The organism is Devosia sp. XK-2, assembly GCF_037113415.1.
Lineage (GTDB): Bacteria > Pseudomonadota > Alphaproteobacteria > Rhizobiales > Devosiaceae > Devosia.
This window is the reverse complement of the sequence record NZ_CP146608.1, coordinates 1,812,959-1,833,391: the sequence shown is the minus strand read 5'-3', so window position 1 is coordinate 1,833,391 and position 20,433 is coordinate 1,812,959. Positions and strand designations below refer to the sequence as shown.

At 61.3% G+C, this 20,433-nt stretch carries 21 protein-coding genes and 1 pseudogene; 13 read left to right on the top strand and 9 right to left on the bottom strand.

The window, feature by feature from the left end:
- Window positions 1-9: 9 nt before the first annotated feature.
- From V8Z65_RS08805 to V8Z65_RS08795, 3 genes are all read right to left on the bottom strand, one after another.
- Entirely contained in the window at window positions 10-1,149 is a 1,140-nt protein-coding gene (locus V8Z65_RS08805; protein WP_338723849.1) for a branched-chain amino acid ABC transporter permease, read from the bottom strand.
- 1 nt (window position 1,150) lies between these two features.
- The gene (locus tag V8Z65_RS08800) at window positions 1,151-2,182 is read right to left on the bottom strand and encodes a branched-chain amino acid ABC transporter permease (protein WP_338723848.1); all 1,032 of its coding nucleotides are present in this window, start codon (window positions 2,180-2,182) and stop codon (window positions 1,151-1,153) included.
- Window positions 2,183-2,343: 161 nt separating this feature from the next.
- The gene (locus V8Z65_RS08795) at window positions 2,344-3,702 is read right to left on the bottom strand and encodes a substrate-binding protein (protein ID WP_338723846.1); all 1,359 of its coding nucleotides are present in this window, start codon (window positions 3,700-3,702) and stop codon (window positions 2,344-2,346) included.
- Window positions 3,703-3,893: 191 nt separating this feature from the next.
- Here V8Z65_RS08795 and V8Z65_RS08790 point away from each other — a divergent pair, with 191 nt between their 5' ends.
- Genes V8Z65_RS08790 through V8Z65_RS08775 form a run of 4 tightly spaced genes read left to right on the top strand, consistent with a single transcriptional unit; the run spans window position 3,894 to window position 8,894 of the window.
- Window positions 3,894-5,522, top strand: coding sequence for a short-chain fatty acyl-CoA regulator family protein (locus tag V8Z65_RS08790; protein ID WP_338723845.1), 1,629 nt, complete (start codon window positions 3,894-3,896; stop codon window positions 5,520-5,522).
- Between the two features lie 57 nt (window positions 5,523-5,579).
- Entirely contained in the window at window positions 5,580-5,963 is a 384-nt protein-coding gene (locus V8Z65_RS08785; RefSeq protein WP_338723844.1) for a response regulator, read from the top strand.
- Window positions 5,947-6,180, top strand: coding sequence for a hypothetical protein (locus V8Z65_RS08780; protein ID WP_338723843.1), 234 nt, complete (start codon window positions 5,947-5,949; stop codon window positions 6,178-6,180). The genes V8Z65_RS08785 and V8Z65_RS08780 overlap by 17 nt, the downstream gene beginning before the upstream one ends.
- Window positions 6,180-8,894, top strand: a complete 2,715-nt coding sequence (locus V8Z65_RS08775) for a sensor histidine kinase (RefSeq protein ID WP_338723842.1) — start codon at window positions 6,180-6,182, stop codon at window positions 8,892-8,894. Before V8Z65_RS08780 ends, V8Z65_RS08775 begins: the two co-directional genes overlap by 1 nt.
- Here V8Z65_RS08775 and V8Z65_RS08770 read toward each other — a convergent pair.
- Together V8Z65_RS08770 and V8Z65_RS08765 are read right to left on the bottom strand one after the other, a co-directional pair.
- Entirely contained in the window at window positions 8,885-9,700 is an 816-nt protein-coding gene (locus V8Z65_RS08770) for a potassium channel family protein (protein WP_338723841.1), read from the bottom strand. The two genes, V8Z65_RS08775 and V8Z65_RS08770, sit on opposite strands and share 10 nt — an antisense overlap.
- 95 nt (window positions 9,701-9,795) lie before the next feature.
- On the bottom strand, window positions 9,796-10,560 hold the full coding sequence (locus V8Z65_RS08765) for a FecR domain-containing protein (protein ID WP_338723840.1): 765 nt from the start codon (window positions 10,558-10,560) through the stop codon (window positions 9,796-9,798).
- A gap of 208 nt (window positions 10,561-10,768) precedes the next feature.
- On the opposite strand from V8Z65_RS08765, the gene V8Z65_RS08760 reads away from it, so the two are divergent.
- The 4 genes from V8Z65_RS08760 to V8Z65_RS08745 all read left to right on the top strand — a co-directional run bounded on the left by V8Z65_RS08760 (window position 10,769) and on the right by V8Z65_RS08745 (window position 14,407).
- The gene (locus tag V8Z65_RS08760) at window positions 10,769-11,512 is read left to right on the top strand and encodes a glycosyltransferase family 2 protein (RefSeq protein ID WP_338723839.1); all 744 of its coding nucleotides are present in this window, start codon (window positions 10,769-10,771) and stop codon (window positions 11,510-11,512) included.
- A 94-nt stretch (window positions 11,513-11,606) separates the two neighbouring features.
- The gene (locus V8Z65_RS08755) at window positions 11,607-13,562 is read left to right on the top strand and encodes a flagellar hook-length control protein FliK (protein WP_338723837.1); all 1,956 of its coding nucleotides are present in this window, start codon (window positions 11,607-11,609) and stop codon (window positions 13,560-13,562) included.
- Window positions 13,559-13,831, top strand: coding sequence for an EscU/YscU/HrcU family type III secretion system export apparatus switch protein (locus V8Z65_RS08750; protein ID WP_338723836.1), 273 nt, complete (start codon window positions 13,559-13,561; stop codon window positions 13,829-13,831). The genes V8Z65_RS08755 and V8Z65_RS08750 overlap by 4 nt, the downstream gene beginning before the upstream one ends.
- A 57-nt stretch (window positions 13,832-13,888) precedes the next feature.
- Complete coding sequence (locus tag V8Z65_RS08745; protein WP_338723835.1) at window positions 13,889-14,407, top strand: DUF2076 domain-containing protein; 519 nt, start codon at window positions 13,889-13,891, stop codon at window positions 14,405-14,407.
- Window positions 14,408-14,522: 115 nt separating this feature from the next.
- Here the strand turns inward: V8Z65_RS08745 and V8Z65_RS08740 are convergent.
- A pseudogene (locus V8Z65_RS08740) lies at window positions 14,523-14,882 on the bottom strand (cell wall hydrolase); the annotation flags it as partial.
- A 278-nt stretch (window positions 14,883-15,160) separates the two neighbouring features.
- Between V8Z65_RS08740 and V8Z65_RS08735 the strand changes: the two are divergent.
- Window positions 15,161-15,484 carry a hypothetical protein gene (locus tag V8Z65_RS08735; RefSeq protein ID WP_338723833.1) on the top strand — a complete coding sequence of 108 codons (324 nt, stop codon included), beginning with the start codon at window positions 15,161-15,163 and terminating at the stop codon, window positions 15,482-15,484.
- Between the two features lie 2 nt (window positions 15,485-15,486).
- Here the strand turns inward: V8Z65_RS08735 and V8Z65_RS08730 are convergent, their stop codons facing one another.
- Window positions 15,487-16,080: a 5'-methylthioadenosine/S-adenosylhomocysteine nucleosidase gene (locus V8Z65_RS08730; protein WP_338723831.1), complete on the bottom strand. Its 594-nt coding sequence runs from the start codon at window positions 16,078-16,080 to the stop codon at window positions 15,487-15,489.
- 124 nt (window positions 16,081-16,204) lie between these two features.
- Here V8Z65_RS08730 and V8Z65_RS08725 point away from each other — a divergent pair, with 124 nt between their 5' ends.
- Complete coding sequence (locus V8Z65_RS08725) at window positions 16,205-16,492, top strand: hypothetical protein (RefSeq protein ID WP_338723830.1); 288 nt, start codon at window positions 16,205-16,207, stop codon at window positions 16,490-16,492.
- A gap of 28 nt (window positions 16,493-16,520) precedes the next feature.
- Here V8Z65_RS08725 and V8Z65_RS08720 read toward each other — a convergent pair whose 3' ends face one another.
- Complete coding sequence (locus V8Z65_RS08720; protein ID WP_338723829.1) at window positions 16,521-16,700, bottom strand: DUF2934 domain-containing protein; 180 nt, start codon at window positions 16,698-16,700, stop codon at window positions 16,521-16,523.
- A 148-nt stretch (window positions 16,701-16,848) separates the two neighbouring features.
- On the opposite strand from V8Z65_RS08720, the gene V8Z65_RS08715 reads away from it, so the two are divergent.
- The 3 genes from V8Z65_RS08715 (at window position 16,849) to V8Z65_RS08705 (ending at window position 19,127) form a co-directional block, all read left to right on the top strand.
- Window positions 16,849-17,226 (top strand): VOC family protein, encoded by a 378-nt coding sequence (locus tag V8Z65_RS08715; RefSeq protein ID WP_338723827.1) that lies wholly within the window; start codon window positions 16,849-16,851, stop codon window positions 17,224-17,226.
- Window positions 17,227-17,300: 74 nt separating this feature from the next.
- A complete protein-coding gene (locus V8Z65_RS08710) occupies window positions 17,301-17,678 on the top strand; it encodes a nuclear transport factor 2 family protein (RefSeq protein WP_338723825.1) in 378 nt (125 codons plus the stop codon).
- Between the two features lie 99 nt (window positions 17,679-17,777).
- Entirely contained in the window at window positions 17,778-19,127 is a 1,350-nt protein-coding gene (locus tag V8Z65_RS08705; protein WP_338723824.1) for an MFS transporter, read from the top strand.
- A 15-nt stretch (window positions 19,128-19,142) separates the two neighbouring features.
- Here the strand turns inward: V8Z65_RS08705 and V8Z65_RS08700 are convergent, their stop codons facing one another.
- Window positions 19,143-20,366 (bottom strand): MFS transporter, encoded by a 1,224-nt coding sequence (locus V8Z65_RS08700; protein WP_338723823.1) that lies wholly within the window; start codon window positions 20,364-20,366, stop codon window positions 19,143-19,145.
- Window positions 20,367-20,433 lie beyond the last annotated feature (67 nt).

The window sequence follows — 20,433 nt, the reverse complement described above, 5'->3', positions numbered from 1 at the left end:
CGATCGTCCTTATTCGGCAGGCTGGGGCTGGTGGGATTTGGCGCCGGGCGGGCCGGAGCGGCGGGCTGAGGCGGCGATGCGGCGCACGCCTTCCATGATGCCGCCTGGCAGGAAGATCACGATGATCACAAAGACCAGTCCGAGCGTGAGGTGCCAGCCATCACCCACGAACTTGCTGGTGATCTTGACCACGACGTCGGCGGCGTCCTCGGGCAGGAAGCTCCAGAACTGGGCCAGTATATTATCGTTGAGCGCCGAGAGGATGTTCTCGAAATATTTGATAATCCAGGCGCCGATCACCGGGCCGACCAACGTACCCACGCCGCCCAGAATGGTCATGAGCACGACTTCGCCCGAGGCCGTCCACTGCATGCGCTCAGCGCCCGCAAGAGGATCGGTGACGGCGAGCAGGGCGCCCGCCAAACCCGCATACATACCCGAAATCACGAAAGCCGAGAGGGCATAGGGGCGGGTGTTGAAGCCGGTAAACTGCATGCGCGTCTGGTTCGACTTGATGGATTTGAGCATGGTGCCGAAGGGGGAGCCGGCAATGCGTTGGGCGAAGAAGAACGCAAGGATGAGGAAGCCGGCGCAGAAATAGAAGCCGGCATAACCGCTCAATTGCTGGCCGAGAAGGGTCGGCACGGGCTGACCGACAAAGGTCTGACCCAGGGCGGTGTCGAGCACGCGCGGGTCGTTCAGGGTCAATTGCAGGCCGGTTTCACCATTGGTGATCGGCGTGAGAACCGAATAGGCCAGATTGTAGCTCATCTGGGCAAAGGCCAGCGTCAGGATCGAGAAGTAGATGCCTGAGCGGCGCAGCGAGAGGAAGCCGATGACGAGGGCGAACAGACCCGAGATGACGACCGCGAAGATCATGGCCGGGATGGCGTCCAGGGTCAGCAATTTGAACGACCAGACGGCGGCATAGGAGCCGACGCCGAAAAAGGCAGCGTGACCGAAGCTGAGATAGCCGGTGAGGCCGAACAGAATGTTGAAGCCGACGGCGAAGATGCCGAAGATCATGAAACGTTGCAGCAGGTCCGGATAACCGGCGCCGAAGGGCGCGAGCCAGAGCGGCATGGCGAGCACGACGATGGTGAAGCCGAGGAATAGAAGCAGATCGTTGCGGGACATGAAATTGGTCATGTCAGCTCTCCATGACACCGCGGCGGCCCATCAGACCACGCGGGCGAACCAGTAGAATAACGACGGCGACGAGATAGATGATGATCTGGTCGATGCCGGGGATGATGGCCTTGATCTGGGTCATGGAGGCGAAGGACTGCAGAATGCCCAGGAGGAAGCCGGCAGCGACCGCGCCGGGTAGCGAACCCATGCCGCCCACGACCACCACCACAAAGCTCAAAACCAGGAAATCCATGCCCAGATGGTAATTGGGTGGCAGGAGGGGCGTGTACATGACGCCCGCCATGCCAGCGACGACGGCAGCCATGCCGAACATGATGGTGAAGCGGCGGTCGATATTGATGCCGAGCAGTCCTACAGTCTCGCGGTCGGCCATGCCAGCACGCACGACCATGCCGAAAGTGGTGAACTGCAAGAAGGCAAAGACCGCTCCGATGACGACAGCCGAGAACAGGAAATAGATCAGGCGCCACAGGGGATAGGTGATGACGTTGGCCTGAAAGCCAATCCAGGACCCGATATCGGCGGCGCCGCGCAGATCGGTCGGCATGGGCTGCGGAATGGGATTGGGACCGAATACGGACTTGATGACTTCCTGGGCCACGATGGCCAGGCCAAACGTCACCAAAATCTGCTCGGCATGGGGGCGCTTGTAGAAGTGCTTGATGATGCCGCGCTCGAGCCCAATGCCAATCAAGAGCATGATCGGGATGGTGATCAGAATGGAGACGGGCACGGAATAATTGACCAGAACGGCGCCGAAATCGCCGAACCAAGCCTGGACCAACGGTTCGCGGATCTCCAGAGGCGCGCCCCAGGGGGATGTCTGGGTTGGATCGATCGTGACCGTCTCAAGGGTCAGAAACTGGCGGAACATGACGGCACAGAAGGCGCCAAGCATGAACAGAGCGCCATGCGCAAAGTTCACGACCCCGAGCGTACCGAAGACCAGGGTCAGGCCAAGGGCGATGAGCGCATAGGCAGCGCCCTTATCGAGCCCGTTGAGAAACTGCAGAAAGATGACTTCGAACATTTTGATGCTCCGCTAGAGGCGGTGACCTTCCGGGGCACCGCGCAGTGCCGCCGCCGGATTTCCAAACGGCCCCGATCTGCGGATGTGCAGGCGGGAGCACCCGGCGAACCGGGCGCTAGCTGGTCGGAAGGGGCAAGGACCATGCCTTGCCCCTTGATATGTCAGGCGCAGACTGGGGCGGGCTCTGCCGGGCCGAGCTCGCCGCCGAAGATCGAGGGGTCATAGTTGACCGTCTCGCGATCGACTTCCTGCACGACATTGAGCACGTCGAACTCGCTGGTCGGATTGTCGTTGCCCTGCACCACAAGCACCGACTTCATGCATTGGTGGTCTTCGGCGCGATAGAGAGTGCGACCGTTGCCCATGCCGTCGAATTCGTGGCCTTCCAATGCCTCGATCACCGCGGGCGGATAGAAGGTGCCGGCGCGTTCCACGGCATCGGCATAGAGCAGGGTCTGCACATAGGCCGTGTGCGCGGCCTGCGACGGCGGAGAACCATAGGCGGCGCCGAAAGACTTGGTGAAGGCCACCGAGCCCGGATCCTGGAGGTTCCAGTGCCAGTTGGACGTACCGAAAATGCCTTTGATGTTTTCGCCCGCACCTTTGGCCATGAGTTCAGAGAACAGCGGCACGACGATCTGGAAGTCCTTGCCGTTGGCCTGACGGTCACGCATGCCGAACTGGACCGCCTGGGTCAGCGAGTTCACCATGTCATTGCCGTAGTGGTTGAGGATAAGAACGTCGGCACCAGAGTTCAGAACCGGTGTCAGGAACTGCGAGAAGTCGCCGGCGCCCAGAGGCGTGCGGACGGTCTCTACCGTGTCCCAACCGAGCGCCTCGGTGGTGTTCTTGATCGATTCTTCCTGCGTCCAGCCCCAGGTATAGTCGGCGGTCAGGTGGTAGGCCCGGCGGTCAGTGCCATATTCCGAGCTCAGGATCGGGCCCAAGGCCACACCTGACTGGTAGGCGTTGAAGAAATGACGGAAGCCGTAGCGGCGCTTGTCCTTGCCCGTGGTGTCGTTGGAATGGGTGAGGCCCGCCATGAAAATGACGCCCATTTCCTGGCACAGGCCCTGCACAGCAATGGCTTCGCCCGAGGACGAGCCGCCGGTGACCATGATAGCACCGTCGCGTTCAATCATGCGCGTGGCGCCGGCACGTGCGACGTCCGATTTGGTCTGGCTGTCAGAGGTGACGAAACCGACTTTCTTGCCAAGGATGCCGTTGCCCTTGAGGGCCGAGGGGGTCAGAACATTGAGCAGGCCACCGTCACCCTCACCATTGAGGTGGGCAATGGCCAGTTCGTAAGCCTTTTGCTCGTCGGCGCCCTCTTCGGCATAAGCGCCAGTCAATGGCAGGTTGAGGCCAAGGGTGACCGTGTCGCCGGTTGGATTGTTGCAGAACTCCTGCGCCCAGGCGCCCTTGGTAAAGACCATGGGGGCAACGCCCGAACCAATAATACCGGCCATGCCGGTCTGCAAAACCCTACGGCGGGTCAGCCCGCGCTTTAAAAGTGTCATCGATCTCCTCCTTATGGCGCGGGGCGACCGATACATTGCCGGCCGCTCATCGCACGCCAAGTATTCGACACATTTGAAAATGACGGCAATAGACCATTGTAATTCCTGCGAAAATTTGTAAATTGTTGTTCTGAGCGGACGTCATTGCTGTCAATTTATTGACAGTCTGGCCGGTGCGAGGGAGGAAAACCATGCGTGCGCCAATCGGGTTCCGGATCAGCAACAGACGGAAATCGCTCAAGATTTCCCAAGCGGCCCTGGCGCGCCTGGTGGGTATCTCCCCGAGCTATCTGAACCTGATCGAGAACAATAAGCGCGATGTCGGCGGGGCGCTGTTGCAGCGTGTGGCCCTGCATTTGAATATCGATATCGACGATCTGACAGGTCAAGCGGAACAAAAGCTCCTCCAGGACCTCGAAGAGGCCTATGCGGACCCCATGAACGAGTCGCTGCCTTTTCAACCTGACGAGCGTCGGCAAATGGTGGCGCAATATCCGGCCAGCGCGCAGGCAATGGCGCGTTTGCACCGCGCCTATACCAGCGCGGTCGCAAGCGCCGATGCTTTTGCCGACCGGCTGCGGTCCGATCCGCTGCTTGGCCAGCTGCTGCACCAAGTTCTGTCAGGGGTTACTGCCGTGCGTTCGAGCGCCGAGATTCTCGAGGAGGTCACCGATCTCGATGAGGGCGAAAGGCAACGCTTTCTGGCATCGATCGGCAGGGAAACGCGCAATCTGGGGGCCGTGGCGCGCAATCTTATCGGGCATTTCGAGAATGCTAGCGCTGGCCGGCGAAGCGTTTCGGCGGCGCGTGAAATCGACGATCTACTGATCGAGCGTGCGAACTACTTCCCAGCGCTGGAAGCGGCTGCCGAAGGGCTAAGAGCTGAGGTGGAGCGGGTCGGCGAGTTCGGGCTGCAAAGCCTGACTGACGCCTTGGCGCGCCAGTTCGGCGTGGATATTGCCATAGGCGGCGTGCCGCCAGCAGGCCCGGCCGATTTTCCCGGGCAATACCGCTACTTTGCCGATCTCGGGACGATGTGGCTGCAGGGCGCGACCACGCTTGCGACGCGGCAGTTCCAGCTCGCACGGCTCTATGGAGAGCTTGCCGCTGGCTCGACTATCGAAGAAGAGCTGGATAAGGCCGCACTGGCGACACCAGCGGCGTTGCGGCTGGCACGGCGGGCCCTGGGATCCTATCTGGCCGGAGCGATGGTGTTTCCATATTCCCGCTTCTTGGAACGGGCGGAAGAGGGCGCCTATGACATCGACCAGTTGCGGCAGACCTACTATGCCAGTTACGAGCAGGTCGCACATCGACTGGTGTCGCTGCGCCGGCCGGGAGAAGAGGGGGTGCCGTTCGGCTTTCTGCGTTCCGACCCCGCGGGGCGGCTGACCAAGCATTTTCCGCTGCCCGGGTTGCTCTTGCCCTATTCGGGTCATGCCTGCCCGCTCTGGGCCATTTATGGCGCCTTCCGGACGCCAGATATGCCGTTGCGACAGGTGGTGCGTTTTTCCGACGGTTCGCGCTATCTGTTTGTGGCACGGACGGTGCAGCGTCGAGCAGCGGCCTTCCACGAGCCGCCGGTCATGGCATCGGTCATGTTGGCCTGCAACGCCCTGCATGCAGACAGGACCGTTTACGCGCAAGGGTTGGACTTGGCCGATACGGGGGCCGATGTGGAGGTTGGTCCGACCTGCAGATTGTGCACGCGGTCCAATTGCGCCAGCCGGCAGGAGGAGCCCCTGGCGCCGGCACCGGGAAGGGACAATCTGCGGACCGCATTGGTGCCGGGTGGTTTTGCGCTTGGCGGCAGGGAGTGATTGCGATTTATTACCACCGTCCGCGGAGGGAGAACGCGGCGACGTTTGGGGGGAGCATTGGCAGTCGATATATTGATCGCCGAAGATGAGCCTAGCATTCTGGAATCGCTGGATTTCATCCTGCGCCGTGCGGGCTGGAGCATAGAGTCGGTGACCGATGGCGAAGCGGTTCTGGAACGGGTGCGGCGCGAAAGGCCGCGCATATTGGTTCTAGATGTGATGCTGCCCAAGCGCAGTGGCTTTGACGTGCTCAAGCAATTGCGCTCGGAGGGGCAGACCAAAGATCTGCCGGTGCTGATATTGACCGCCAAGGGACAGCAGCAGGATCGCCGCATTGCCGAAGAACTTGGCGCCGACGGCTTCGTGACCAAGCCCTATTCCAATGCTGAAGTAGTGGGCGCGGTTCGGCGCTTGCTAGGCGACGATGACCACACGGCGTAAGCTTGAAAGCGGCGTGTTCGTCTTCACGGTGTTCAGCACGCTGCTGATTATTCCGCCGCTGGTCTACATCTTCAACCAGCCGCTGCTGTTCTTTGGCCTGCCGCAGATTGTTCTATACCTCTTCGCGGTCTGGGCACTGCTGGTGATCGGCACGGCCCTATTGACGCGACGGCTGCCGCGTGCGGCGGACGAGGACGGGCACGAAGGGGACGAGTGATGCTCTCTGCCGATTTCGTCATCGTCACCGCTATCGTCTATGTGGGGCTGTTGTTCGTCCTGGCCTATTTCGGCGATCGCCATACGCGGGCGAACAAGTCGTCCTTTCTGCGTTCGCCGGCCGTCTATACGCTGTCCATCTCGGTCTATTGCACCAGTTGGACCTTTTATGGCGCGGTCGGCAATGCTGCGCGCGGCGGGCTCGAATTCCTGACCATCTATCTGGGACCAACCATTGTGTTCGTGGGCTGGTGGTTTGTGCTGCGCAAGCTGGTGCGGATCGGCCGCATGCAGGCGATCACCTCCATTGCCGACCTGCTGTCATCGCGCTACGGCAAGTCGAGCCGGTTGGCTGTCTTGGTCACAATGATCGCAGTCATCGGAATTACCCCCTATATCGCGCTGCAGCTCAAGGCCATTACGGCCTCCATCCAGGCCGTCGCCGAATCGGCAGAGGGCGCCAGGGGAAGCCTGGCCGGCGTCGACGATGGCGCGCTGGCTTTTGGCATTGCAGCGGGAATGGCGCTGTTCACCATTCTGTTCGGCACCCGCAATGTCGATGCCAAGGAGCAGCATCATGGCGTGGTGGCCGCGATTGCCTTTGAGGCCGTGGTCAAGCTGGCAGCATTGCTTTCAGTCGGCGTGTTCGTGACCTTCGGGCTGGGTGGGGGCTTCGAGGCGGTCTATCGGGGAGCCGAAGCTGCCGGCATTGCCATTTACGAGGAAGATCCGTTCGGGCCGCGCTGGGTGGCGATGACGGTGCTGTCGGCAGCGGCAATCATCTGCCTGCCACGCCAGTTTCAGATTACCGTCGTCGAAAATGCCAGCGAGGACCATCTGCGCGTCGCGGGCTGGGCGTTCCCGGCCTATCTGCTCCTGATGAGCGTTTTCACGCTGCCAATCGCGCTCTATGGCATGACAGTCATGCCGGTGGGGGCGAACCCGGATATGTTCGTGCTGACGCTTCCGTTATCCGAAGGGCAATCTGCTATTGCCTTGTTTGCTTTTATCGGTGGTTTTTCATCTGCTACTTCAATGATTATCGTGGCCTCGATCGCACTTTCGATCATGGTCTCGAACCATATCATCATGCCGATCATCCTGCGCTCGTCCAATGTCGGGCAGGGCGACGGGCAAGGGGTGCGAAGGCTGCTGCTGCTGAGTCGCAGGGTGTCTATCGGGCTTATTCTGACCTTGGGCTTTCTCTATTTCTCGCTGACGGGCGACGATGCACTGGCACCGATCGGACTTATCTCCTTTGCGGGCGTCGCGCAGTTTCTGCCGGCGGTGCTGGCAGGCCTATATTGGCGGGAGGCCTCTCAGCGCGGGGCGGCGAGCGGCATATTTGTGGGCTTTGTGCTCTGGGCCTGGACCATGTTCCTGCCCAGCTTCGAAACGGTCATTCCCTGGGTGTCCGATGTCATGCGGGAGGGTCCCTGGGGCATTGGCTTCCTCCGGCCCGAGAACCTGTTCGGACTCAACGGGCTCGATCCGCTGGTGCATTCGGTGTTCTGGAGTTTGCTGCTCAACAGCGTGTTTCTCGTTCTGGGATCGCTGCTCTCGAACCAATCGGCGCTGGAGCGCATCCAGTCGGCAGCCTTTGTCGACGTGTTCCGGCGCCGGCCCTTTGCGCATAGGGGTTTCATGCCTGGTTCGGCTACCGCGAACGACCTCTATTTCGTCGCCGAACGCGTATTGGGCGAGCAGCGTGCCGCGGCGCTGTTCGAGACGGCGGCCGAGGAGCGCGGCGTGGAGCCGGCAATGCTGGAGCCGACGCCCGAGTTCATCTCCCGGCTCGAACGTGAGCTGGCCGGGTCCATCGGCTCCGCTTCGGCGCATGTGATGTTGGCCAAAGTGGTCGCCGGGGGCGATGTGTCCCTGGAAGAGATGATGCAGATGGCCGACGAAACGCAGCAGGTCATTGAATATTCCCAGGAGCTGGAGAAAACGTCTGCCGAATTGCGGCTGACGGCGCGCAAGCTGGAAGAGGCAAATGCGCAATTGCGGGAGTTGGACAGCCAGAAGGACGAATTCCTGAGCCAGGTGAGCCATGAGGTGCGGACGCCGATGACCTCGATCCGGTCCTTTTCCGAAATCCTCATGGAACCGGGCGCCCTCAACGATGGTCAAAGGCAGCGATTCATATCGACCATCCACCATGAGAGCCTTCGCCTGACCAGGCTGCTCGATGAAATCCTGGACCTAAGCGCGCTCGAAAGGGGCGAGAGGAGCTGGCAGAATACACCCGTCGATGCGGAGGAGGCGCTAGACCGGGCAATTGCGGTGTGCGACGCACTGCTGCGGCAGAAAGGCATGCGCGTCGAGTTTGGGGAACGGGCCCAAACGACTATGGTGGAAGGGGATAGCGACCGGCTTTGTCAGGTCTTCATCAACCTGATTTCCAATGCGGTGAAATATAACGATGCTGCCGATCCGGTGGTCCGGGTGAGCTCAACGGTGCGTGCCGGCCAATTCGTGGTCGACGTGGCCGACAATGGTCCCGGTATTTCCAAGACCGAACGCAAGCTTATTTTTGAAAAATTCTGGCGAGGGGTCGAGGGTGGTGGCGACCAGGGCGGCGCGGGGCTTGGCCTGGCCATCAGCCGGCAAATCGTTGCCCGCATGAACGGCACGCTGGAACTGGTCCCCGGGCCATTGCCAGGGGCTTGTTTCAGAGTGCGTTTGCCCGTGATCAAGTCGGGCAGTCAGCCCTGACCCTCGTCGGGAATATTGAGAAGATGACCACAGGCCTTGCAATGGACAGCGTCAGGCTCGTGCCGGTGCAGGCCGCATTGGGGGCAGGGGAAGTTCACCTTGGCGGGGCGAAAGATGAGTTGCGCCAGTCGTACGAAGAGTGAAATGCCGATGATCATCACCACAATCGAGACGAGCTTGCCGAAGGTTCCAGGCAGGACGATGTCGCCAAAGCCGGTCGTGGTCATGGTGGTGACGGTGAAATAAAGCGCATCGACATAGCCGGCAATGCCGGAATCGCGGCGGGCAAAGGCGGTGTAGACAAAGCCCGTCACCACGAAGATGAAAACGAGCAGGTTCAGAACCGCTTGTACCGTGTCGCGATATTCCCCCAGGCCGCGCTTTTCAAGCGGGCGCCAGACCATGCTGGATCGGGACAATGTCCAAAGGCGCAATATGCGCAGAAAGCCCAGATTGAACAGCCAAGTCGGGGCCAGCAGCGTGATCAGGATAAAGATGTCGATGATGACGGGCAATTGCCGAAGCCAGCGAAGGGGATGGCTTGAGGCCAGGCCGCGGGCAATAAGGTCGATCGCCAACACCGCCGCGATGGAATAGTCGATCCATAGGAAGGTCTCGGTTTCCCGGAGTAGAGGCGTGGCGATGAAGAAGGCGATGATGGCCAGATCGACCAGCAGGATGATGGTCTGGAAGCGCAAGGCCCTGGGTGACTGGCCGTGATAGAGCAACCGCAATTTGGACCGGATATGACCCAGCCTGGCCCCTTTGGCAGCGTCTTCTGCAGGCTCGTGGTTAGAGGAGGCCATGCTGGCTCACTTTTCGGTCGGCCGATCGGGCACCCAAGAAAGGATGATTTGCCGTCCGTTTCAAGAGCCTGACGGTGTGGCCGGCCTTGCAGAGCTCAACAGATCTTGGGATCGGTGCAGGCCCTGTTCTGGTTCTGGTTTTGACTTTGGGGAACGGGGCCGGATGGTCCATCGCTTAGCGAGCCACCCGCGCCGCCCAAGGGGGGCGCGAGGCAGGCCTGCGCGCCGCCGACGCGGAACGGTGGCAGGAAGCCGGCCTGAATGTTGGGCAGCGGGAAGTTCGCAACAACTTCGTCCCGCCGGACATTACCCCATTTCAGGAGATCGGCGATGCCGCCGCCAGCGATGCCGATGTCGCAACGCGAGACGAGATCGACGCAAATGCTGTCCTCGCAAATCCGCAGCGCGCCCTCGAACAGCATGACGAAGCTGCGTCCACCGCCGACAGTGAGGTCAAATTCGGTGCCGCGCACGGCGATGGAGGCTGTCGGGGTATTTATCGAATATGCCGATTTCGGGCTGTTGCCGGAGATGAACCGGAATGTGCCGGCAAGGGCGTTGACGCCGAATTTGTCGGCCCGGTTGCCATTGAGCAGATAGGTTTCGATCCGCAAGGCGCTGCGCGGACCCACGACAAGACGCGTCTGGTCGTCGAACAGCAATTGCACATTGCCGGACGGCCCCGTCACGACGGTTTCGCCGACCGAGACATCGGCGCCCACGACCAGGACACGCTCGACGTTGCCAGCACGCGAGGCGGCGTCGGGTTTCACACCGACGGCCGTGCCCTCAGCGGCGCCAAGAGCCGCTCCGATCATAGCGAACGATATAATAGTGGCAGAAACAGCAAGTTTGATCATGGCGACATCCATTCAACATTGCCGCTGAACGGAAAATGAACCGCCCAGACATTGTTACAGTCTAGCAGATGGTATGAATTGGCGGAAAGAGCGGACATTTTTACATCGCCTAGACGGAGTGTGCCCCCCGATTGGTTGCCGCAGCCGCTGCGCCGCGCTATGTGCTGCACAAACAAGAACCGGTTTGCAGGCCGGGCAAGGGGACCCCATGAAGTTGGCCTTCGTTATTCCCGCCTATAATGAAGAGGCGCTGATCGGCAAATGTCTTGAATCGGTGCTGGCGGAAATCAAACGATCCGGCGCCGAGGCCGACGTGATCGTTGTCAACAACGCCTCCACCGACAGAACGGGCGAAATCGCGCGCAGTTTTGCCGGCGTAACGGTTGTCGACGAACCCAAAAAGGGCCTGGTCAATGCCCGGGATGCCGGCTTTGCGGCCAGCGAGGGCTATGAACTGGTAGCCAATATCGATAGCGACACGATCGTGCCAGAGGGCTGGCTTGACGTCGTGATGCGTGAGTTCGGCAAAGACAGCAACCTTGTGTGCCTCAGCGGTCCCTACGTCTACTATGACATGGCCGCGCATAACCGCTTTTTGATCAGCCTTTTCTACGGACTGACCTATCTCATTTATTTGCTCAATCGCTTCGTGCTGCGCGTCGGTTCGGTGGTGCAGGGGGGCAATTTCGTCTTCAAGCGCGCGGCCTGGGCAGCAGTGGGCGGATATGACCGCAGTATCGATTTTTTCGGCGAGGACACGGACGTCGCCGTGCGCCTGTCCAAGGTCGGCGGGGTCAAATGGACCTATGCGCTCAAGATGAAGACCTCGGGCCGCCGCCTTGAGAAGGAAGGCGTTTTCCGCACTGCGGGCACTTATACGCTCAACTTCTTCTGGGTGACCTTCAAGGGAAAGCCCGTGACCAAGGACTATACCGACATTCGGCCGCAATAGGCCGGTCACCGGGGGATTGGCCAGTGGCTAGCGCAAAGCGTGCAATGCGCTAAACTTGCCGTAGCCACATAATGTGGCCGGAGTCGGCCGGCCGATGAGTATTTCGTCCCAGCTTCCGCCCATTCCGCTGGCTTTGGCCAGTGCCAGTTTGCGCGCCCTGGCGCAAGCGGCCGGGCAAACTGTGGAAGCCCGTGTGCTGGCGCAGTCGAACAACGGCACCACGCAGGTACAAATCGGCCGGCAAGTGCTGAGCCTCAATCTGCCACAGAGCCAGCCCGTGGGGGCGACCCTGACCCTTTCCGTGCAGCAGGCGGATGGCCAATTGCGCCTGACGCTGGAGGCCGTGCGCCCACCGCCGGGCAATGCGCCGGTTCCCTCATCCGGCGCGACTCAGAACGCTCCGGCAACGCAGATACAGCTTTCGGCCTCGGCGTTGGCCGGGCCGGGTGCTGCGTCCGGTGCGGTTGCCACCGGGACGACTGCGAGCGCCACCGCCGCCCCGGCAGTCGCGCCAGGCCGGGTTGCTCCGACGCAGGCGCCGTTTCAGAGTGCTGTGGCGGCACCCTATGGCGGCGGTGCCACCGGCAAACCGGTTGTGCCGCCCCCGGGAGGGGGCGGACTAGCGCCTCCCGTTGCTACTGCCACGCTGTCAGCCGGTGTGCCCCGGCCGTCGGCGGGACCGCAGGTCATGCCGCCAACGCCGCTGGCCGCCGGCCAACCCCAGGCCACGGCCCCGGTGGCTGTCGCGCCGGCGATTGGTGACGCCGGTGCAACAGTGCCAGCGGCTCTGCAGGCCGGTCCGCCACCACATATTGCACCGGTCCAGCAATCGGCATCGTCCGTCCAGCAAGTCGCAGGCGTAGCGCCACCGTCCCCCACCGGCCAAGCGGCCATGGGCGCGCCGACGTTGCCCCGCGCCGATATTCCCTATGCCGTGGCCGCTCCGCCGGCGACAACTCCCGCGCAGCTTGCGGGCGTCGCAGGATCGGCGAGCACGGCGCTGCCACCTGTGGGGCAGGCGGTGTCGGCCAGCGTGGTTGGACAGCATGCTCCGCCGCCCAACCTGGCGGGAACGGTGGCGCCGCCAGCGGGACAATCGCTTCCGGCTCCAGTGACGACCGCCGCACAGGCGCCAACAACGCCGCAGGCGGCGCTGGCGCAAATGGTGCAACAGGCGTTGCCGCGACAGGACAGCATAGTGGCTTTGACATCGGCCTTGACTGCCGCCGTGGGTAAATTCGTCCTGCCTGAACCGGTGGTCAAGTCAGCGCAGCAGGCGCTGGGCGTACGGCTTCAGGTGGAAGGAACACAATTGACAGGGGCGGCGCTCAAGTCGGCCGTCCAGAGATCGGGGATATTTCAGGAGGCCATGCTGGCGTCCGGGCAGGGGGCGGCGGTGACTGGCGACACGAAATCGGCCTTACTGGACCTGCGCCAAAGCCTTAGTGCGTGGCTAGGCAGCCAGGCGCCCATCGCCCAGGTGGCCGGTGTTGCGCCGCCCCTGCGCGGACAGCAGCCTAGGGTCCGGACCGGCGATGGCGGCTTGCCCGACTTGCCTGAAGATGTGCGCGAGGCCGGCAAAATACTGTTGGAGCGGACCGAAGCGGCATTGTCGCGAATGCGGCTGCACCAGAATGCGTCCTTGCCAGAGCCCCATGCGGCCCGACACGATGCGCAATGGAGCCTTGACCTTCCGATCGTGGTGGCGGGGCAGCAGCATCTGATGCATATGCAGATTCACCGCGATCCGGACGGCGACGGCGAGCGGGAGGAAGATCGCGGATGGCAAATCCGCTTCGCGCTCAACCTATCGGGAGCAGGCGAAATTGGCGCGCAGATTTCCATGCGCGCGCGCTTGACCGGAATCATGCTCTGGGCCGAACAGCCAAACACCGCAGACGCCCTGGCGGCCGGTATCGAAGAGCTCAAGGCCAGTCTCTCCTATATCGGACTGACGCCCGGCGTCATTGTCATTAGGACCGGGGCGCCAGTTGCCCCGTCCAAGCGCACCGCCGAGCAGTCGGGACAGCATCTGGACGCGATGCGATGAGCGTGGACGACCCCGAAGACCGTCCCTTGGCGGTAGCGCTGCATTATGAGGAGGGCTCGCGGGAAGCGCCGCGGGTTGTCGCCAAAGGGCGCGGATTGGTCGCGGAGCAGATCGTTGCCCTGGCGCAGGAGAATGGCGTCGTCATCGAAACAAATCCCGTTCTGGCAGAAGCCCTGAGCGGGGTGGAGCTGGACGAAACCATCCCCATCGAACTCTATGACGCCATGGCGGTGGTGATCGGCTATGTGCTGCGACAGACCCGTCGCTGATCTTGCGTCGCGCCCTTGGGCTCCCCATGTGCCGAACACAGACACAGGGAGAAGGCCATGTTGCGAGACGAAGACGAACGGGCAATCGAAGATCTGTTCGACCGGCTTTTGCGTGTTGAACGCATTAGCGGGCCACGGGATGCCGAGGCGGAGGCGTTAATTCACCAGCGGCTCCGCGAGCATCCGGCTGCCGCATATTATATGGCGCAGACCATTGTCGTGCAGGAAGCCGCCTTGCGCGAGCAACAAGCGCGCATTGAGGCGCTCGAGGCTAGAGGGGGTGGATCCGCAGGCTTTTTGGGCAGTATTTTCGGCGACGATGAGTCAAGGCGTGAGACCCGCGCGGCGCGACCGCGTGGCCCTTGGGATCGCCCGGCCGATGGTGGTTTCCTTGCCGGCGCGGCACAGACAGCGTTGGGTGTTACTGGCGGCTTGCTGTTGGGATCGGCCATTGCGGGGATGTTTGGTGGTTCCGCACAGGCCGCAGAAGCGCCGGAGGCGGACGCGCCAGCGGACGACGTCGGATTTGACGGCGACGACGACTGGGGCGGCTTCGACATAGGCGGCGAGTTCTAGAGCGTTTCCAGCAAAAGTGGCAGCGGTTTTGCGGTTCGGAAACGCGATAAAACAAGAACTTAGAGCAATTTTAGCGTTTCAACGAAACGGTGAAATGCCCTAGCGTCTAGCGAAGGCTGCGCTTTTCGTAGAACTCGTTGCCGCCCGCTTCGAGGACGTAGAACATATTATTGTATGGAAAGCGCAAACCGGCCGTGTGGAAATGTTGCGCATTCTGCACGCCGGGATGGCGTGCGCCGGACAGCACCTGGTCGGCAACCTGGGCGGCCAGAACGGCGCCGCTGTCAGTCATGGGCCGTGTGAGTACGCCCTGCGCGAACTGGTTTTTCTGACCAACCACCCCACAGACAGTCTTGGGATAGCGCGCATCGTAGAGGCGATTCATCACCACTGTGCCGACGGCAAGCATGCCTTCGGCGCTGGAACGGTTGGATTCGAAATACATGGCCCGCATCATGCATTCCTTCTCGCTCAACTGCGCCATGCCGAAGTTCAGGCCCAGAAAGCTGCAGCCGGCCAGGCTGACCGTGGCGAAACAGGCCATTGCCAGTCGTGCCAGAGCGGGGAGCAGAGGGTGCATGCGACTTTCCGGGGCAGGGGTAGAAAAAGAGTGCTTTCCAGAAAATGCGCGCTCAGGCTTAAGGAAGGACTGAGCGATAGGGTTAACCAAGTCCTGCCGCCGCTCAGACCGCAATTCAGCGCCCTTGAACTGCCGCATGGCAGCGCCATCTAGATGAGATGGAAGGGAACCGCATGAGCAAAAGCACTGATCGCCTGAATCGCCTGTTCGACCGCCTGGAGCGCCGTATTCCGGGTTTGGCGGCCGGCTGGCTGGCCCGGCTGCGGCGACCCGGAGCGCGCTGGTTGCGCATTCCCCTCGGCGTGTTGCTGGTGCTGGGCGGTATTTTCAGCTTTCTTCCCGTGCTGGGCATATGGATGCTGCCCCTTGGGCTATTGCTGTTGGCGGTCGACCTGATTTTCCTGCAGGGGCCGGTGAATTCGGCCGTATTGAGGGGTGGCCGCTGGTGGACAAAGTGGCAGCGCTCGCGCCGAGACAAGAAGAATAGCGGAAAATAGGGTCAAATGCGGCGCGCGTGGTGCGCTTCGATCAGGTCCACGGCGGCGGCAAGACGCTCATCGATAATGTGCAGATATTGTGTCCAGTCGGCCATTTTGGTCACCTCGGCCTTGCCGTCGGAGATGCCGCGCAGAGCCAGCAAGGGTACACCAAAGCTCTGGCAGGCGCGCAAAATGGCAAAGGTCTCCATATCCACCATATCTTCGGTCACCGCATCATAGGCAGCCCCGGACACAACATTGGCGCCGGTTGACAAGCTGGCCTGACGGAGCCCGGGAACGGCCGGGGCCAGGGGAAGTGTCGCCGGAAAGTCGCTCAGCGGCGTAACGCCTTTGGGAAAACCCAGGGGCGAGGCGTCCATATCGCGGTAGGATACGGAGCTCGCCTGATAGACACCGCACTGCTCAAGGCGGCGCGAACCTGCCGAACCCAGTGACACCACCAATGTCGGCAGGTCGTGGGCCCGGGCCGCAAGCATGCGCGTGGTGTTGACCGCCGCTTCCACCGGCCCAACGCCGATCATGCCCGGTTGGATACGGGCGCGAAGATGCGGTCCGAATTCGGGCTCGGCGGCCATGAGGTAAAGGATGCTCATGATTGTATATCTAGCATGGCGTTTCGCGTGGCCAAGGCCGTTCTTTGCGGTTTTGTAACTCTGTGGCGGCTATGGTTGTGACTTGGCCGCGCAGGCAGTTCTGCGGCTTGGGATGCAACAGAAGATGCGCTTTGCAGTCGTCGGTGAGCGACGTGAATGGAGTGAGCCGGTCGGGGTCGCTGAAGAGGGGGCCACCATACGTCCAAATGCGGTGGAGGCGGAGGCACGGCGCCGCAAGACACTGCTTCATCTCGACGAATGGCAGATGCGCGAATATGTGACGGGCCGGCCAGTGCCGGAAAACGTCCAACAATTGTGCCGACAGATCGAACTCGCTGCAGAGGCGCTGATCCGCATGCAGACTATCCCGGCCGACTTTGCCGACGATCTGTATTGGCCGCGACAATGGTGAGTGCCGCGGCCATAGCGCCCGGACCTGCTCAGGCGACCTTCTTTGCCTTGGTGGCGCGCGGCGTGCGCTTGCGCGGCGGTTTAATCGACTTGGCCGCTTCACTGGCCAGTTCCGCAACAGCCTTGAACCAATAGGTCTGATCCTGACCTTCCGGGCGGCCGTCGGCCTCCCACATCGCATAAGCGCGGCGCTGGACTTCCTCGTGCATCTGGCACTCCTTGATGGGATGAGCAGTACTGAGCCTGCGCGCCGATGCTTTATGAATGGTAAATGGCCGTTGGTGCGTCGCCGATGGCTGCCATGTCAAATTGAGAGCGGTTCGTTCGTCGTCAGGGCATAGCTCCGGAGGACCACGAATGCCGCTTAACAATCTCGAAGTCGTCACGCTGTTCGTCCATGACATAGCGGTGGCGAAAGCCTTCTATGCCAAGGTCTTTGCAGTCGAGGTCGTCTATTTCGACGATGTCTCGGCGGTGCTTGGCTTGTCGGGTGCGATGATCAATCTGCTTGAAGAGAGCCAAGCGCCCGAGCTCGTCGAGCCGCTGCAGCCGGCGCGGCATGGGGTACGGGCACTGCTCACGATCAAGGTCGCGGATGTGGATGTGGAATGCGCGCGCCTCGCACAGCTCGGGATAGATCTGCTGAATGGGCCGGTGAACAGGCCCTGGGGCCGGCGCACCGCAGCCTTTAGGGATCCGTCCGGCCATGTGTGGGAATTGGCGCAGGACGTATGACGTCCTGGTGCCAGTCATGTCGAAGCGTGGACGCGTTGGCCGTCGTATCCATGCGGATAGAATGGAGCACCCCCATGGACACAGATGAAACGCAAATACGTGAATTGCTAGAAAACTGGGCGCGAGCCGTCAGAGAGGTGGACATGCCGCGAATTCTGGCCAGGCACACAGAGGACATCGTGATGTTCGATGTCCCTGAACCTCTGCAAAGCAATGGTATGGAGGCCTATCGGGCCACATGGGATCTGTTCTTCCAGTATTCCAAGGGTGGACCGAACTCGTTCAACATTCGGGACATGCGCGTAACCGCTGGAGACCGGGTGGCGTTCGTCACGGCCATTCTGACGATCTATGGCAGTGCGCTTCGGCTCAGTGTGGGTCTTCGCAAGGAGGGAGGTCAGTGGATGGTTGCCCATGAGCATCACAGCTACCCCGTGAAAATCGACACGTAGTCTCCTGACGCAGACTGTCCCGGCGCCTTGGTAGGCGTTGAGAGGCCCTCTTACCTGCAGTACAACTGACCAACGGCAACCAGAACTGGACCTCAGACCATGAAGCCGTTTCATCAGATTCTCGCGAATAATCTCGTTGCCAATATCACTAATTTCACGGTGTGGTTTGCCATAACCTTCTGGGTGTTCCTGGAAACACAATCGGTTTTTGCCACCGGCATGATCGCCGGTTTCTATCTGGTTTTCACTGCCGGATTCGGGTTCTGGTTCGGCTCGATCGTCGATCACAACGCCAAAAAGCATGCCATGCTGGCGTCCAGCGTTGCCTCGGCGGTCTTCTATGTTCTTGCCTTGGTGATGCTGCTGGCGGAGCCCGAAGGCGCCTTCCGAAATCCCTATGGCTGGTATCTGTGGGGTTTCGTGCTTCTGGTCATGCTGGGTGTTATTGCCGGCAACATCCGCTCGATCGCTCTGCCCACGCTGGTGACCATCCTTATTCCGGCCGATGCGCGGGACAAGGCCAATGGTCTTGTCGGCATGGTCACCGGTATCGGTTTTTTGACCACTTCGGTAATTTCGGGCTTTCTGGTGGCCTATGCCGGCATGTTTGGCGTGATGGTGCTCGCCCTGATTTCGACGGGCCTAGCCTTCCTGCATCTTAGCCTTGTGCGCATTGATGAAGGCAGGGCTGCAGCCGATCCGAATGTGCCGCCCGAGCCCAAGCGCGTGGACATTGCAGGGACGATCCGGGTAGTGGCCGCCGTGCCAGGCTTGTTTGCGCTGATTTTTTTCGCCTGCTTCAACAATTTTCTGGGCGGCGTTTTCATGGCGCTGCTCGACGCCTATGGCCTGTCGCTGGTGCCGGTCGAGATCTGGGGACTGACATTTGGTGTGCTGTCGACCGCGTTCATCTTGAGCGGTATCATCATTTCCAAGACTGGTCTGGGAAAGAACCCGCTGCGAACGCTGCTGCTCGTCAATGTGATCACCTGGTCGGTGTGCTGCGTTTTTACAATTCAGTCTTCGTTCTGGCTTTTGGCGGCGGGCTGCTTTGTCTGGATGCTGCTGGGTCCATATGCAGAGGCCGCGGAGCACACGACTTTGCAAAAGGTTGTGCCGCTGGAGCGGCAAGGCCGCGTCTTCGGGTTCGCCCAGTCGGTCGAGCAATCGGCGTCGCCACTGACGGCATTTCTCATCGGGCCGCTGACGCAATTCGTCGTGATCCCGTTCATGACGGATGGGGTCGGGGCCGACGCTATTGGCGGCTGGTTCGGAACGGGCCCTGATCGCGGTATGGCGCTGGTCTTTACCGTGGCCGGACTGGTTGGGCTTCTGGTCACGATCCTGGCTTTCAACTCGCGCTATTATCGCGAGCTGTCCGCAGCTTATGCCAAGGGTAGGGATGATGATGAAGAAGGCGGCGGGGCCGAGGTGGTCAGTCCCGCCTGATCGGTAGCCAAGGCGTTACGCGGGGACCGCATCTGTTGGCGTTTCATCCTGGGTTTTGGGAGGAAAAGCCAGGGCCAGCATGGCTGCGGCCAGGCCAATGGCTGCCGAGGCGATATAAAGCCAGTGATAGTCGCCGAAGGTATCGAAAAGATAGCCGCCGCCAACCGGTCCGAAAGCCATGCCGATAGCCGATGTCATGGTGATGCCACCGAGCACCGTGCCCATTACCTTTGGACCGAAATAGTCGCGGGCGAGGACCGAGTAGAGGGGCATGACGCCCCCATAGACCAGGCCAAGCACCACCGCCAGAAGATAGAAGTGGGTCAATTCACTCACATAGATATAGCTGTAGATGCCCGCCGCCTGCAGCAGGAGACCGCCGACGATCACGCGCTTGACGCCGATCCTGTCGGCCAGCATGCCGAAGAAGACCCGGCCGAAAAGCCCAGCGAACCCTTCCACGCTATAGATGCTGGCCGCGGCCAGAGAGGAGGCGCCACAGAGCATGGCGTAGCTCACCGTGTGGAAGATCGGCCCGGAATGGGCCCCGCAGCAGAGGAAGAACACCGCCGCCAGCACGATGAATTGGGGTGTGCGGAAGATTGTTGCGATGGTGCTGGGCGGCGTTTGGGCCGGTGCCACATCGCTGCCGGGCGTAGGAGCATCGGCCAGGACTTCCGGTGCCTTGCGAATGAGGAAGGCGGCTGGAATAATGAGAACGGTGGCGGCAACGGCCGTCATCATCATGGCATCGCGCCAGCCGAAATTTCCGATAAGGACCGTGGCCAATGGGGTCATGGTCATCGGGGCGATGCCCGCGCCGAGCGAAACCAGCGAAACGGCCAAGCTTCGATGCTTATCGAACCAGCCAAGCGTCGTGGCGATCAAGGGCGCAAAAAAGGCGCCGCCGGACGCACCCACCAGGCCGCCATAGGCAATCTGGAAGATCAGCAGGTCCGTTGCGCGGCTGGCGATGAACAGACCAAGACCAAGCATGGCTGCAGCGGTCAGGACAACGGGCCGAGCGCCGATCCGGTCCGTCAGAGTGCCCCAGAAAAAGCCGGCCACGCCCATGACGATGAAGCCCACGGTCATGGCTCCGGAGATGCCGGCACGCGTCCAGCCGGTTTCGTCACCAATGGGTTGCAGATAGACAGGAAGCGCGAACATGGCGCCCATTGCCAAACAGCTGATCACGGCACCTGCGCCGACGATCACCCAGCCATAGTTTCGTTCCATTTGGACAGTCCTCCTTGCAGGAATTCACCTGCACGACGGATGAGGCGCCCGGTTTTCGACGCAGACA